This is a genomic window from Marinobacter nauticus ATCC 49840, assembly GCF_000284615.1.
GTDB lineage: Bacteria > Pseudomonadota > Gammaproteobacteria > Pseudomonadales > Oleiphilaceae > Marinobacter > Marinobacter nauticus.
The window spans coordinates 2,295,798-2,309,657 of record NC_017067.1 but is presented as its reverse complement, the minus strand read 5'-3'; the positions used below and the strand labels follow the sequence as shown (position 1 = coordinate 2,309,657).

Annotated in this window: 11 protein-coding genes; all 11 read left to right on the top strand. The window is 56.8% G+C overall.

All coding sequences use genetic code 11. From position 1 onward, the window contains the following. Positions 1 to 92 precede the first annotated feature (92 nt). Entirely contained in the window at positions 93 to 2,663 is a 2,571-nt protein-coding gene (gene gyrA, locus MARHY_RS10735) for a DNA gyrase subunit A (RefSeq protein ID WP_014421825.1), read from the top strand. Continuing rightward, a complete protein-coding gene (gene serC / locus MARHY_RS10730; RefSeq protein ID WP_014421824.1) occupies positions 2,660 to 3,742 on the top strand; it encodes a 3-phosphoserine/phosphohydroxythreonine transaminase in 1,083 nt (360 codons plus the stop codon). The genes gyrA and serC overlap by 4 nt, the downstream gene beginning before the upstream one ends. Before the next feature lie 2 nt (positions 3,743 to 3,744). Next, entirely contained in the window at positions 3,745 to 4,842 is a 1,098-nt protein-coding gene (gene pheA, locus MARHY_RS10725) for a prephenate dehydratase (protein ID WP_011784533.1), read from the top strand. Between the two features lie 29 nt (positions 4,843 to 4,871). Next, positions 4,872 to 5,996, top strand: a complete 1,125-nt coding sequence (gene hisC / locus MARHY_RS10720; protein WP_014421823.1) for a histidinol-phosphate transaminase — start codon at positions 4,872 to 4,874, stop codon at positions 5,994 to 5,996. Between the two features lies 1 nt (position 5,997). Further along, positions 5,998 to 8,226, top strand: coding sequence for a bifunctional prephenate dehydrogenase/3-phosphoshikimate 1-carboxyvinyltransferase (locus tag MARHY_RS10715; protein ID WP_014421822.1), 2,229 nt, complete (start codon positions 5,998 to 6,000; stop codon positions 8,224 to 8,226). Then, entirely contained in the window at positions 8,226 to 8,906 is a 681-nt protein-coding gene (gene cmk / locus MARHY_RS10710; RefSeq protein WP_014421821.1) for a (d)CMP kinase, read from the top strand. The genes MARHY_RS10715 and cmk overlap by 1 nt, the downstream gene beginning before the upstream one ends. Positions 8,907 to 9,035: 129 nt before the next feature. Next, complete coding sequence (gene rpsA / locus MARHY_RS10705) at positions 9,036 to 10,727, top strand: 30S ribosomal protein S1 (RefSeq protein ID WP_011784537.1); 1,692 nt, start codon at positions 9,036 to 9,038, stop codon at positions 10,725 to 10,727. 132 nt (positions 10,728 to 10,859) lie between these two features. Further along, the gene (locus MARHY_RS10700) at positions 10,860 to 11,156 is read left to right on the top strand and encodes an integration host factor subunit beta (RefSeq protein WP_011784538.1); all 297 of its coding nucleotides are present in this window, start codon (positions 10,860 to 10,862) and stop codon (positions 11,154 to 11,156) included. A 71-nt stretch (positions 11,157 to 11,227) separates the two neighbouring features. Next, positions 11,228 to 11,530: a LapA family protein gene (locus MARHY_RS10695; protein WP_011784539.1), complete on the top strand. Its 303-nt coding sequence runs from the start codon at positions 11,228 to 11,230 to the stop codon at positions 11,528 to 11,530. Further along, positions 11,530 to 12,702 carry a lipopolysaccharide assembly protein LapB gene (gene lapB / locus MARHY_RS10690; RefSeq protein ID WP_014421819.1) on the top strand — a complete coding sequence of 391 codons (1,173 nt, stop codon included), beginning with the start codon at positions 11,530 to 11,532 and terminating at the stop codon, positions 12,700 to 12,702. Before MARHY_RS10695 ends, lapB begins: the two co-directional genes overlap by 1 nt. 47 nt (positions 12,703 to 12,749) lie before the next feature. After that, positions 12,750 to 13,460, top strand: coding sequence for an orotidine-5'-phosphate decarboxylase (gene pyrF / locus MARHY_RS10685; protein ID WP_014421818.1), 711 nt, complete (start codon positions 12,750 to 12,752; stop codon positions 13,458 to 13,460). Positions 13,461 to 13,860: the final 400 nt, after the last annotated feature.

Here is a 13,860-nt window from a genome sequence, read left to right as displayed (position 1 = left end):
TGTGGTATGCTTGGCGGCTTGTTGAAGAATAAAGACGGGGCCCGGAAACGGCCCCGGAACGACTTCCAGATAACGCAAAGGAACCTTTCTCGATGGGTGAGTTAGCCAAAGAGATCCTGCCGGTCAATATTGAAGACGAGTTGAAACAGTCCTACCTCGACTACGCCATGAGCGTTATCGTTGGCCGGGCATTACCCGATGTCCGGGACGGCCTGAAGCCGGTACACCGCCGGGTGCTGTTCGCCATGTCCGAGTTGGGTAACGACTGGAACAAGGCCTACAAGAAGTCCGCCCGTGTGGTGGGTGACGTTATCGGTAAATATCACCCCCACGGTGACTCTGCGGTATACGACACCATCGTTCGAATGGCCCAGCCATTCTCCCTGCGCTACCCGCTGGTAGACGGCCAGGGTAACTTCGGTTCCATCGACGGCGACAATGCCGCCGCCATGCGTTACACCGAAATCCGCATGGAGAAGATCGCCCATTCGCTGCTGGCGGATCTCGACAAGGAAACCGTCGATTACGTAGACAACTACGACGGCACCGAACGTATTCCGGAAGTCCTGCCGACCCGTGTGCCTAACCTGCTAGTGAACGGCTCCTCCGGTATTGCCGTGGGTATGGCGACCAATATTCCACCCCACAACCTGACGGAAGTGGTGAACGGCTGCCTGGCACTGATCGATAACCCGGATCTCACGGTCGATGAGCTGATGGAATTCATCCCGGGCCCGGACTTCCCCACCCAGGGCATCATCAATGGCCGTGCCGGTATCGTGGAAGCCTACCGCACAGGACGTGGCCGCATTTATATCCGTGCCCGCCACGAGATTGAGCAGGACAAGAAGACCGGCCGCGAATCCATCATCATCACCGAGCTGCCTTACCAACTGAACAAGGCCCGTCTGATCGAGAAGATCGCGGAACTGGTGAAGGAAAAGCGCCTGGAGGGTATCTCCGAGCTGCGTGATGAATCGAACAAGGAAGGTATCCGGGTTGTGATCGAATTGCGCCGGGGCGAGAACCCGGATGTGATCATCAACAATCTGTTCGCCCAGACTCAGCTGGAAACCGTGTTCGGTATCAACATGGTGGCGCTGATCAACGGCGAGCCCAAGACCCTGAACCTGAAAGAAATGCTCGATGCGTTTGTGCGTCATCGTCGGGAAGTGGTCACCCGCCGCACCATTTATGAGCTGCGCAAGGCTCGTGAGCGGGGCCATATTCTGGAAGGTCTCACCGTTGCCCTGGCCAACATTGATGAAATCATCGAGTTGATCAAACAGTCGCCCTCTGCTGCAGAAGCGAAAGAAAAGCTGATGGACAAGGGCTGGGCGCCTGGCGACGTACTCGCGATGTTGGAGCGTGCAGGTGAAGATGCTTGCCGCCCGGATGATTTGCCGGAGATTTATGGCCTCCGAGAAGGCCTGTACCACCTGTCGCCGGAGCAGGCCCAGGCGATTCTGGATCTGCGACTGCACCGCCTGACCGGTCTGGAAACCGAAAAGCTCCAGAACGAGTACAAGGAAATCCTGGAGAAGATTGCCGATCTGCTGGATATCCTGGGCGACCCCGAGCGTCTGATGCAGGTGATTCGTGACGAACTGGCAGAAATTGTCAGCCAGTATGGCGATGAGCGCCGTACCGAGATCACCAGCTCCCGTCGCGACCTGACCATCGCAGACCTGATCGACGAAGAAGATCTGGTGGTGACTATTTCCCACAGTGGCTATGCCAAGACCCAGGCCGTTGAGGATTACCAGGCCCAGCGCCGTGGTGGCCGGGGTAAAGCGGCAACGTCGATGAAGGACGAAGACTTTATCGAGAAGCTGCTGGTTGCGAATTCCCACGACACCATTCTGTGCTTCTCCAACAAGGGTAAGGTGTACTGGCTGCGGGTGTTCGAGATTCCCCGCGGCAGCCGTGGCTCCCGTGGTCGCCCCATGGTCAACATTCTGCCGCTGGACGAAGGAGAGCGTATTACCACCTTCCTGCCGGTACGGGATTACCCGGAAGATCAGTTTGTGCTGATGGCCACCTCGGCCGGTGTGGTCAAGAAGACACCGCTGCCGAACTTCTCGCGCCCACGCAGCAGTGGCCTGATTGCCCTGAATCTCGATGAGGGTGACACCCTGATTGGTGCCGCCATTACCGATGGTTCTGCCGAAGTGATGCTGTTCTCCAGTGCCGGTAAAGCGGTGCGCTTCCAGGAAGAGCAGGTTCGCCCGATGAGCAGGACGGCTCGTGGTGTCCGCGGTATCAAGATGCCGGAAGGCCACCATGTCGTGTCCCTGATCATTCCGCAGGAAGGCGGTGTGATTCTGACGGCCAGTGAGCATGGTTATGGCAAGCGCACGGCCATTGATGAATTCCCGGCCTACAGCCGTGGCAGTCAGGGCGTTATCGCCATGCAGTGCTCCGAGCGAAACGGTAATCTGGTGACTGCGCTGCAACTGTTTGATGGCGACCAGATGATGCTGATCTCCGACAAGGGCACACTGGTGCGTACCCGCACTGATGAGGTGTCGGTACTGAGCCGGAATACCCAGGGCGTGCGTCTGATCCGTCTGGCCCAGGAAGATGAGCGCCTGGTGGGTGTGGAGCGGATTGCAGAATCCGATGATGAAGAAGAAGTGGAAGGCGAGGAAACCGAAGAATGAGCAGGGCGTTCAATTTCTGTGCTGGTCCGGCCACCTTGCCGGAAGCTGTGCTGAAGCAGGCCCAGAGCGAAATGCTCGATTGGCGCGGCACCGGCATGTCGGTGATGGAGATGAGCCATCGCAGCGATGAGTTTGTTGCCATTGCAGAAGCGGCTGAGAAGGATCTCCGTGAATTGGCCGGTATTTCAGATGATTACGCTGTACTCTTCATGCAGGGTGGAGCTTCCAGCCAGTTCTCGACCATTCCGCTGAATCTGCTTGGTGACAAGGCCTCGGCCGATTACGTGAACACCGGTATCTGGTCGAAAAAGGCCATTGCCGAAGCCAAGCGCTACGGTAATGTGAATGTGGTTGCCAGCTCTGAAGACAGCGGGTTTACCACCATTCCGGATCAGTCCGGCTGGAATACCAGTGCCGATGCCGCTTACCTGCATTACACGCCGAACGAAACCATCGGTGGCCTGGAATACGATTTTATTCCGGACAGTGGCAATGTGCCGCTGGTGGCGGATATGTCTTCCACCATGCTGTCCCGGCCGCTGGATATCAGCAAATTCGGTCTGATCTATGCCGGCGCCCAGAAGAACATCGGCCCCTCGGGCCTGGTGGTGGTAATTATCCGTAAGGATCTCCTGGGTAAGGCCCGGAAAGAGACGCCGACCATGATGAACTATCAGGTCATCGCCGATAACGGCTCCATGTACAACACCCCGGCGACCTATTCCTGGTACCTGTCCGGGCTGGTGTTCAAGTGGCTGAAAGAGCAGGGCGGTGTTCAAGCCATGGGCGAGATGAACGCCCGGAAAGCAAAGAAGCTGTATGGCTTCATTGATGCCAACGATTTCTACGCCAACCCCATTGAACCACGCTTCCGCTCCTGGATGAACGTACCGTTCACTCTGGCCGATGATGCGCTTAATGCTGAATTTCTGAAAGGCGCTGAAGCCCGGCATCTGCTCAACCTGCAGGGCCACCGTTCGGTCGGTGGTATGCGTGCCAGCATCTACAACGCCATGCCGGAAGAAGGTGTCGACGCCCTGATCGACTACATGGCGGAATTTGCGAAGGAGCGCGGCTGATCATGACGGATGAGAAGACCCGCCTGGGGGAATTAAGGGAGGAGATCGACGCCCTCGATCAGCAGATCATGGAGCTGATCAGTGCCCGGGCGAAATGTGCGCAGGAAGTGGCCCATGTCAAAATGGCGGCCAATCCTGGTGAGGATGTATTCTTTTACCGGCCTGAGCGCGAAGCTCAGGTGTTGCGCCGGATCAAGGAAAAGAACCCGGGGCCTTTGCCCGCTGAAGAGATGGCGCGGCTGTTCCGTGAGATCATGTCGGCTTGCCTGGCGCTGGAAAAGCCCATGCATATTGCCTTCCTGGGCCCGGTAGGCACCTTCACCCAGGCGGCGGCGCTCAAACACTTCGGCCACTCTGTCGTCAGCGTGCCGCTGCCTGCGATTGATGCGGTATTCCGCGAGGTAGAATCCGGTGCGGCGCATTACGGTGTGGTGCCGGTGGAGAATTCCACTGAGGGTATGATCAATCACACCCTCGATATGTTCATGTCTTCGCCGTTGAAAATCTGCGGTGAGGTGCAGCTTCGCATTCATCATCATCTGCTGGTATCGCCGAAGCACAAGGATGAGGAAATTACCCGCATCTATTCCCATCAACAGTCGTTCGCCCAGTGCCGGCAGTGGCTGGATACACATCGCTACGGTATTGAGCGTATTACCGTTTCCAGCAATGCCGAGGCGGCGCGCCGTGCGGCTGAAGAGCCGGGTGCGGCGGCGATTGCCGGAGATATGGCGGCGGAGCTGTACGGTCTGGAAAAGCTGGCTAACAGCATTGAGGATCGCCCGGACAATACCACCCGCTTCCTGATCATTGGGCGGGAGGAAGTGCCGGCCAGTGGCCAGGACAAGTCCTCGATTCTGGTCTCCATGCGCAACAAGCCGGGCGCTTTGTACCAGCTGCTTGAGCCGTTCCATCGTCACGGCATCAGTCTGACACGGATTGAAACGCGGCCTTCGCCCAGTGGCACCTGGGCTTATGTTTTCTACATTGATTTCGAAGGTCACATGCAGGATGACAGGATCAGCAAGGTACTGGCTGAAATTGATGAAGAAGCCGTGGAGCTGAAGCGCCTGGGGTCCTATCCCATCGGCGTACTTTGATTTCGAATGTCGATCCTGAGGAGAGTTCAATGGCAGTGGATTACCAGAGTCTTGCGGTAAAAGGTGTTCAGGCTCTGTCTCCGTACCAGCCCGGCAAGCCGATTGAAGAGCTGGCCCGGGAGCTGGGATTGAATCCGTCGGAGATCATCAAGCTGGCCAGCAATGAGAACCCGCTTGGGCCGAGTGAGAAAGCGTTATCGGCCGCCCGAAATGCCCTCGATGAAATGTGCCTGTACCCGGACGGCAATGGCTTTGATCTGAAGCAGGCTCTGGCCCGTCGCTTTGGCGTGGAAATGAGCCAGATCACCCTCGGTAATGGTTCCAACGATGTGCTGGAAGTCATTGCCCGGTGTTTCGCCGACTCTGATAGCGAAGTGGTGTTCTCCCAGTATGCCTTCGCGGTTTACCCGCTGGTAACCCAGGCGATTGGCGCCCGAGGTGTGGCGGTGCCTGCAAAAGACTGGGGGCACGATCTGGATGCCATGGCCGATGCGGTGACCGAGCGCACCAAGCTGGTGTTTGTTGCTAATCCGAATAATCCCACCGGTACCGTGCACACCGCCGATGCGATTGAAGCGTTTCTGGATCGTATCCCTGAACAGGTTTTGGTTGTTCTGGATGAAGCCTACTGCGAATACCTTGTTGGTGACGAGTACCCGGATGGTATTCGGCTGCTGGACAAATACCCGAACCTGATTGTCTGCCGCACCTTTTCCAAGGCGTGGGGGCTTGCAGCGTTGCGAGTGGGCTACAGCATCAGTTCTCCGGCCATTGCTGACATCCTGAACCGGGTTCGCCAGCCATTCAATGTCGATACCGTTGCCCTGGCGGCGGCCACAGCAGTTCTTGAGGATGAGGCCTATCTGCAGAAATCCCGGGAGGTGAACGAAGCCGGCCTGCAACAACTGGCGGAAGGCTTCGATCGCATGGGGCTTTCCTACATCCCTTCGGCAGGCAACTTCATTGCCGTGGAAGTGGGTGAGCCAGCCGCCGGTATCTATCAGGCCTTGTTGGCCCATGGCGTGATTGTTCGGCCCGTCGCTGGTTATGGCATGCCCCGGCACCTGCGTGTATCGGTCGGCCTTCCGCAAGAAAATGAACGTTTTCTCGATGCGCTGGCTGAGGCATTGGCGTCAGCAGGGCTGGGGGCATGAAGTGACAGTTCCGAGTGCGCCTTTTCGTCGGGTTGCGGTTATCGGCCTGGGGCTGATTGGCGGTTCTTTGGCCAGCGCCATACGCACGCAACAGCTTGCGGGAATGGTGACCGGTTTTGATACCCGTCAGGATGAACTGGCTCTCGGCGTTGAACTGGGTGTAATAGACGAGGCTGCGGATTCCATCGAGCAGGCCGTAAAGGGCAGTGATCTGGTGGTGTTGGCCGTTCCGGTGCGGGCCACCCGTGCGGTGCTGGAACAAATTCGGCCCGTTCTCGAAGAGGGCGCCATCCTTTCTGATGTGGGTAGTACCAAGTCCAGTTTTGTCTCCGATGTGGAGGCAGTGTTTGGTGAGCTGCCGCCATGGGTAATACCCGGCCATCCCATTGCCGGTTCCGAGAAGAGCGGTATCCGTGCGGCCCGGCCCGATCTCTTTGCCAATCACAAGGTGATCCTGACGCCGTCGCAAAATGCCGACCAAGATGGCCTGAATCGTTTGCGGACCGTCTGGGAAGGTGCCGGTGCGACCGTGCTTACCATGTCGGTGGGGTATCACGATGAGGTGCTCGCGGCCACCAGCCATTTACCCCACCTGATCGCTTTTTCGCTGGTAGACACTCTGGCGGGCGAAGATGAGAATATGGATATCTTCCGCTATGCCGCAGGTGGGTTCCGTGATTTTACCCGGATTGCCGCAAGCGATCCGGTGATGTGGCACGACATTTTTCTCTCCAACCGGGATGCCGTACTCCGGGTAATAGACCACTTTACCGAAGATCTGGATCAACTCCGCGCTGCCATTGCCTGTGGCGATGGTGCCACGTTGCTCAGGGTTTTCAGCCGTGCCAAGGCGGCGCGGGAACATTTTTCCAAAATGCTTTCAGGACAGGCGTACGTGACTAACAACAGCGATAAACAGGTGACTTTCCAAATGCAGCCGGGCGGCACCGTGAAAGGTGACATCCGGGTTCCGGGCGACAAATCCATGTCTCACCGTTCCATCATGCTCGGTGCCCTGGCTGAGGGGACAACCGAAGTGAAGGGCTTCCTGGAGGGGGAGGACAGTCTTGCCACCCTGCAGGCGTTCCGGGATATGGGCGTCACCATCGAAGGTCCGGATGACGGTTTTGTGCGCATTCACGGCGTCGGTATGAAAGGCCTGCAGGCGCCCCGTGGCCCGTTGTATCTGGGAAACTCGGGTACGGCCATGCGCCTGTTTGCCGGATTGCTGGCCGCTCAGCCCTTCGATTCTGAGCTCACGGGCGATGCCAGTTTGTCGAAGCGGCCTATGGGGCGCGTGGCAGATCCACTGCGTGCCATGGGAGCGGTCATCGACACCGGTGAGGGTGGTCGGCCGCCGTTGAAGATTCGGGGTGGACATGCACTCACGGGCATTCATTACGAAATGCCGGTGGCCAGTGCCCAGGTGAAATCCTGCCTGCTGCTGGCGGGACTCTACGCTGAGGGTGTTACCTCGGTGACCGAGCCGGCGCCAACCCGGGATCATACCGAGCGCATGCTGGAGGGTTTCGGTTACCACGTTCACCGCGACGGTGCGACTGCCAGTGTCACCGGTGGAGGCAAACTGTCTGCTTGCGCCATTGATGTGCCGGCTGATATTTCCTCGGCCGCGTTTTTCCTGGTGGCGGCCAGTATTGCCGAAGATTCTGACCTGACGCTTCGCCACGTTGGCATGAACCCCACCCGTGTAGGTGTAATCAATATCCTGAAACAGATGGGTGCCAACATTGAAGTGTTCAATGAGAAGGTCATCGGTGGAGAGCCGGTAGCCGATCTTCGGGTACAGTCAGCCCGTTTGAAGGGCATCGACATTCCGGAAGAGCAGGTGCCGCTGGCCATTGACGAGTTCCCGGTATTGTTTATCGCTGCAACTTGTGCCGAAGGGCGCACGGTATTGCGCGGCGCCGAGGAACTTCGGGTGAAAGAGAGTGACCGTATCCAGGTGATGGCGGACGGTCTCGCGGCTCTGGGTGTGGAGACCACCGTGACACCCGACGGCATCATTATAGATGGCGGCCAGGAAATAGGCGGCGGTACCGTGGAAAGCCATGGTGATCATCGCATTTCCATGTCGTTTGCGGTGGCATCATTGCGCGCAACCGGACCTATCCGGATCAACGATTGCGCCAACGTGGCTACATCGTTCCCGGGTTTTGTTGATCTGGCATTGCAGACAGGTATTCGAATTAACGCAGAAGGTAGTGATTGATGAGTAATAGCAAGGCACCGGTAATTACGGTTGACGGCCCTGGCGGTTCTGGCAAGGGTACCGTTACCCAGATGTTGGCCCGCAAACTGGGCTGGCATCTGCTCGACAGTGGTGCCTTGTATCGGCTGACGGCCCTGGCGGCTACCCGCCAGGGGGTTGCGCTGGACGACGAGCCGGCACTGGTTCGGGTTGCCGCAGGGCTCGATGTTGCGTTCATGCCGACGCCTCCGGGTGAGCCTGCGAAGGTTCTGTTGGCCGGGGAAGATGTTACCTCCGAAATCCGCACCGAGACCTGCGGTGATAACGCGTCAAAAGTCGCCGTCATGCAACCGGTGCGCGATGCCTTGTTGCAGCGCCAGCGGGATTTCCGGGTGGCGCCCGGGCTGGTGGCCGATGGGCGCGATATGGGTACGGTGGTCTTTCCGGATGCACCGGTCAAAATCTTCCTGACCGCCAGTGCCGAGGAGCGGGCCCGTAGGCGCTACAATCAGTTGAAGGAAGCAGGTGTCGATGTTAACATTGACGCCCTTTTAGAGGAGATACGGGTACGTGACGAGCGGGATATGAACCGTTCTGCGGCCCCCCTCAAGCCTGCAGATGATGCGCAAGTCATTGATTCTACGGGTTTGAGTATCGAAGAGGTGTTAGACAGGTGTATGGCCGCAGCAGGTCAGGCCTGACTACACCTTTTTGTCGTTGAAATGCCGGAACAGCGTACTCTGCCAGCCGCTGGCTGATTCCGGACATCGTTAACAGACCGTGTTGCTGGTGACACGGAGCACACTTGCGTTGATCATATAGGGCACATAATGAGCGAGAGCTTTGCGGATCTTTTTGAAGAAAGTCTAAAAGAAATTGACATGCAACCGGGTTCCATCGTCCAGGGAACCGTAGTTGACGTCGACAACGACTGGGTCACCGTTAACGCCGGACTGAAGTCCGAAGGCGTTATCCCCGCCTCCCAGTTCCTGAACGAAAAAGGCGAGTTGGAAGTAGCTGTCGGCGATGTTGTCGATGTGGCTCTCGATGCAGTTGAAGACGGTTTCGGTGAAACCCGTCTGTCCCGTGAAAAGGCCAAGCGCGCTGAAGCGTGGAAGGTTCTCGAGAAGTCCTTCGAAGCTGAAGAAGTGGTCAAGGGTATTATCAATGGCAAGGTCAAAGGTGGTTTCACTGTTGATCTGGCCGGCATCCGTGCCTTCCTGCCGGGTTCCCTGGTAGACGTTCGTCCGGTTCGCGACACTGCGCACCTGGAGAACAAAGAGCTTGAATTCAAGGTTATCAAGCTGGACCAGAAGCGTAACAACGTGGTTGTTTCCCGCCGCGCCGTTCTGGAAGCTGAAAACAGCGAGCAGCGTGAAGCTCTGCTGGAAACCCTGACCGAAGGTCTGGAAATCAAGGGTATCGTCAAGAACCTGACCGACTACGGTGCATTCGTAGACCTGGGCGGTGTTGACGGCCTGCTGCACATCACTGATATGGCCTGGAAGCGCATCAAGCATCCGAGCGAAATCGTGAATGTGGGCGACGAAATCAATGTTAAAGTCCTGAAGTTTGACCGTGAGCGCAACCGTGTGTCTCTGGGTCTGAAGCAGCTGGGCGAAGATCCCTGGGTCGACATCAAAGGTCGTTACCCGGAAGGTTCCAAGGTTACTGCTCGCGTAACCAACCTGACCGACTACGGCTGCTTTGCCGAGCTGGAAGAGGGTGTTGAAGGTCTGGTCCACGTATCCGAAATGGATTGGACCAACAAGAACATCCATCCGTCCAAGGTTGTTCAGGTAGGTGACGAAGTAGAAGTGATGATCCTGGATATTGACGAAGAGCGTCGTCGTATCTCTCTGGGCATCAAGCAGTGCGTTGCCAACCCGTGGGAAGATTTCTCCAGCAACTTCAACAAGGGCGACCGTATCTCCGGCAAGATCAAGTCCATCACGGACTTCGGTATCTTCATCGGCCTGGACGGTGGCATCGATGGTCTGGTTCACCTGTCTGACATCAGCTGGAACGAGACTGGCGAAGAAGCCGTTCGCGAATACAAGAAGGGCGACGAAGTTGAAACCGTTATCCTGTCTGTTGATCCAGAGCGCGAGCGCATCTCCCTGGGCATCAAACAGCTGGAAAGCGATCCGTTTGCCGAGTTCGTTCAGCTGAACGACAAGGGCTCCATCGTTAAGGGCACCGTATCTGCGGTTGACGCCAAAGGCGCCACCATTGCCCTGAACGAAGAAGTTGAAGCGGTACTGAAAGCCTCTGAAATCAGCCGTGACCGCGTAGAAGACGCGCGTAACGTTCTGAAGGAAGGCGAAGAAGTTGAAGCGAAGATCATCAGCATCGATCGCAAAAACCGCGTGATCAACCTGTCTGTCAAGTCCAAAGACGTTGAGGACGACAAGCAGGCCCTGGAAAACGTACGCAGTAAGGCTGCAGAATCCTCAGGTGCCACCACCATCGGTGACCTGATCAAGGAGCAGATGCAGCAGCAGAACGCTAACAAGGACTAAGTTTCCGGTTGGTGTCAAAAAAACGGGCTCTAAGAGCCCGTTTTTTTTGTGTTTTTTTCTGGTTTGGCTAAACTAGAGGCATTGGAACCCGGTAATTTGCTGCGGAATAATAACGACAGAGGGAAAAGCCTCATGACGAAGTCCGAACTGGTTGAACTGATCGCTTCGAAGCAGACTCAGCTCTCCGTAAAGGATGTTGAGCTCGCGGTGAAAAGCATCATCGAGCATATGTCTCAGTCCCTTGCCGACGGCCAGCGAATTGAGATCCGTGGATTTGGCAGTTTTTCCCTGCATCATCGGGCTGCCCGCACCGGACGTAACCCGAAAACCGGAGACGCCGTGCAACTGCCAGCCAAGTTTGTGCCGCACTTCAAGCCCGGCAAAGAGCTGCGAGAGCAGGTCAACGACAGCATGAAAAAAGGTTTCTGAGGCCCCGAGAAGGCAATTAACACACGAAACCTCACATACCGGGCATCTGACCCGTTGGGAGCGCTTAAGACATGGCAGGACTGCGGAAGATCCTAATTACCTTGCTGGTTCTGGTTCTGATTCTTCTGGCGCTGGTGTTTTCCCTGAATAATCAGATGGCGGTCTCGCTCAACTTCCTGTTGTTCGAAACCCAGCCCCATGGCGTTGCTGTCTGGATCATCATGGCGTTTGTGATTGGTGCACTGGTTGGGGTGCTTGTGACTACCATGGCTACCGTCCGGACGTCTGTATCGCGCCGTCATCTGCAGAAGCGTCTTGAGCGGACAGAGCACGCACTCGAAAAATCCAGGGCACAAAACGACCGGGCACTTTGATGGACATGCTGTTTCAGTGGCTGCTTCTGACGGCGGCCGTTGCCGCTGGCTGGGCTGTAGGTCGATACGGAAACCGCTCTGGCCGCGCCTCCCGAGCCATTATGGACGAGGATTCCGTTCGGGACCGTCTGCAGTTTCTCTTTACCAACTACTCTGATCAGGCCGTCGAGAACTTCGTTCAATCCCTTGCCGTCAACAAAGACACCGTCAGCTTGCATCTCTCCATTGGCAGCCATTTCCGGAACAAGGGAGAGACAGACCGCGCCATTCTGATTCACCAGAATCTTCTTGCCAGACCTGAGCTCCCGGCCCGTTATTCGCCCCAGGTTACCCAGGAGCTGGCAATGGACTATCTGAATGCCGGATTGCTCGACCGGGCCGAAGCATTGTTTCACCAGTTGATGGGCGACCGCGAGTACGGGCGCCGCTCAGCCATTGCGTTGATTGAGCTCTATCAGCAGGAGAGAGAGTGGGAGAAGGCGGCCCAGGTGGCAAAAACCCTCACTCGTGGTGATGCGGATCCTGCTACCTTCAAAGCGCTGGCCTACATTACCTGCGAATTGTCTGATGGCGCCCTGAGCCGTAACGACGACCGCTGGACAGCGCAGAAGCTGGCGAAAGAAGCGCTGGATTACGACCGCTCCTGTGTGCGGGCAACCCTGCTGCTGATGAAGCTCCAGATTCGGCAGGGCAATTTTCGGGAGGCGGCAAACCAGTCCCTGAAAATTTTCGACCAGAATCCGGAGTTCGGTCCGGAAGCGATAGACCGGTTGATGAAGCTGGAGCGTGAGCATGGTGATGTTTCACGCCTTTATAAAAAGCTTCGTAAGCTCTATGAGCAGTATCCCAGTACCAGCCTGCTGCTGGCCCTGGTGGAGTCAGTTGAGCGTTCCTCCGGCCGGCCGGCGGCCATTGATCTACTGCGCATGGAGCTGGAGACCAGGCCCTCCGTGCGAGGGCTTTTGCGGTTGGTGGAGATGGCGGGCTATGAAAAAGGCATGACCACCGATGAGGGGCGCCTTGTCAGCAGAATAGGGCACCTGATTCTCGCAAACCGCCCGGTCTACCGTTGCGTAAGCTGCGGATTCTCCGGCCAACAGTTACACTGGCTGTGCCCAAGCTGCAAACAGTGGGAAACCGTGCGTCCCATTCAGGGCGTAGAGGCGGAATAACCTCGCTTTGACCCATCCCGATTACCTTTCTACCCAGGAACCTGAACGTGCAAAACCTGAACGACCCGAAAATCATCGTCGCGCTCGACTTTCCTTCCCAGAATCCCGCCTTGGCCCTGGCTGATCAGCTTGATCCGGCAAAATGCCGCCTGAAAGTGGGCAAGGAGCTGTTTACGCGCTCAGGCCCGGATCTGGTAAAAGCGCTCCAGAGTCGCGGGTTTGATATTTTCCTGGATCTGAAATTTCACGATATCCCTAATACCACCTCGGCTGCTGTGGCTGCCGCTGCAGAGCTGGGCGTGTGGATGGTGAATGTGCATGCCTCAGGCGGCGAGAAGATGATGGTAGCCTGCCGAGAGCGCCTGGAATCGTTCGGCAATGATCGCCCGCTCCTGATCGCGGTTACCGTGTTGACCAGCATGTCTGACGAGGACCTTGCTGGTATCGGTATAACCAGTTCGGCAGAAGCCCATGTTTCCCGTCTGGCAACCCTGACCAAAAACAGCGGCCTGGACGGCGTGGTTTGCTCGGCTCAGGAAGCCCCGCGTCTGAAAGCGGAGCAGGGCAGTGACTTCCAACTGATCACGCCGGGAATTCGACCGCTGACCGCAGACAAAGGGGACCAGCAACGCATCATGACCCCGACCGATGCCCTTAAGGCTGGATCTGACTACCTGGTGATTGGTCGCCCGATTACCCAGGCGCCGGACCCCTTGGCTGCTTTGAAAGCTATCTATGCCGAGGTGGTTTCATCTTGATGTCTGGTTTGGGGTTAGTTATCGATTCCTAGCCTGCTAGTTTGGTGCGGGCGCCATGGATGGTGTTCCCTCCCGAAAACCGCTACGAGCACATCCATGTGCGCTTCTCTCCGGCCATCCATGGCCTCCGACATTTTCGGGAGGGAACACCATCCATAGCACATCATCCATAGTGGTAACGCTAACTAAATAGAACGGAGAAGCTTGCTGTTGTTTTTTCAGCATTGAAGTTCGATGGTTTCTGATGTGTGTTTATCAGGTACTTAATGCACGCAGTTTTTTGACTATTACGCCTTGGCTTGATTGGTGTGATGGGAAGTCCTTTCCAAAAATTTCGGAGGCCATGGATGGCCGGAGAGAAGCGCACATGGATGTGCTTGTAGCGGTTTTTGGAAAGGAC